The sequence below is a fragment of the Vibrio sp. Y176 genome (genome assembly GCF_033438945.1).
In genome coordinates this window covers 1-1,008 of the sequence record NZ_JAWOQS010000142.1, presented here as the reverse complement: position 1 = coordinate 1,008, position 1,008 = coordinate 1, and the positions used below count along the sequence as shown (strand labels likewise).

At 46.2% G+C, this 1,008-nt stretch carries 2 pseudogenes; both read left to right on the top strand.

The features are described 5' to 3' along the window. Positions 1–159, top strand: a pseudogene (locus R7O13_RS24695) (ATPase); the annotation flags it as partial. A gap of 40 nt (positions 160–199) precedes the next feature. After that, positions 200–1,008 (top strand): annotated as a pseudogene (gene murI, locus R7O13_RS24690) (glutamate racemase); the annotation flags it as partial.

Sequence of the window (1,008 nt, the reverse complement as noted above, 5' to 3'; positions counted from 1 at the left end):
CATATTGATCCATGTGGAGAAAATGGTGAGTTCCACACATTGGTGACATCAACCCCATCATTTCAAGGACATATAGAACTGACTAAGCTTAAAGTGGAAATAGGGGAGCGATTTAGCCATCAAAGATACCGCGCCAAAGCATTGCCAAAACAAATCTAACCAGTATGATCGCCGAGTCTCTATTCATCAGGTAAGACTCGTGCGAGCATCAAGTAAGAAAAAAGTTCTAGTGTTTGATTCCGGTGTCGGCGGACTGTCAGTTTTCCAAGAAATTCACCAACTCCTTCCACACTTAGACTACTTCTATCTGTTCGATAACGAAGCTTATCCTTACGGCGAACTCGATCAGAATGTGCTTATCTCGCGCGTCAATCAGCTGGTTTCCGCATTGGTGGCAGAGCATCACATCGATATCGTCGTCATTGCGTGCAATACTGCCAGTACAATCGTGCTGCCGTCATTGCGTGACAACTTATCAGTGCCAGTTGTTGGCGTCGTGCCTGCCATCAAACCGGCCTCCTTACTAGCGACTCAGGGAGTAGGGTTAATCGCAACGCCTGCGACCGTCACTCGTCAATACACTCATGAGCTGATCCGTGATTTTGCACAAGGTAAGCCAGTTGAATTGCTAGGTTCGACGCGTTTGGTTGATATGGCAGAAGAAAAGCTACGTGGTGATAGTGTTCCTTTTGATTAACTGAAAAGGATCTTATCGCCGCTATGCAATAAAGTAGACGTCGCTGTACTTGGTTGTACAGACTTCCCACTAATCAAAAGCGAAATTCAGCAAGTGCTGGGTGGCAACGTCGTTTTGATTGATTCTGGGGAGGCGATAGCGCGGCGGGTTAAAGCATTACTTTCTTGCGGTGAGCTTGAAGAGAAAGAAGAAGGGATAAAACGAATCTTTGCCAGTGCACCTCCTTGGCAGGAAGATGCACTGAACATTTGTCTGGCGAAATTAGGATTTAATCCAGTTCAGATTTATCGCCATCTGGGTGTTTCGGATCG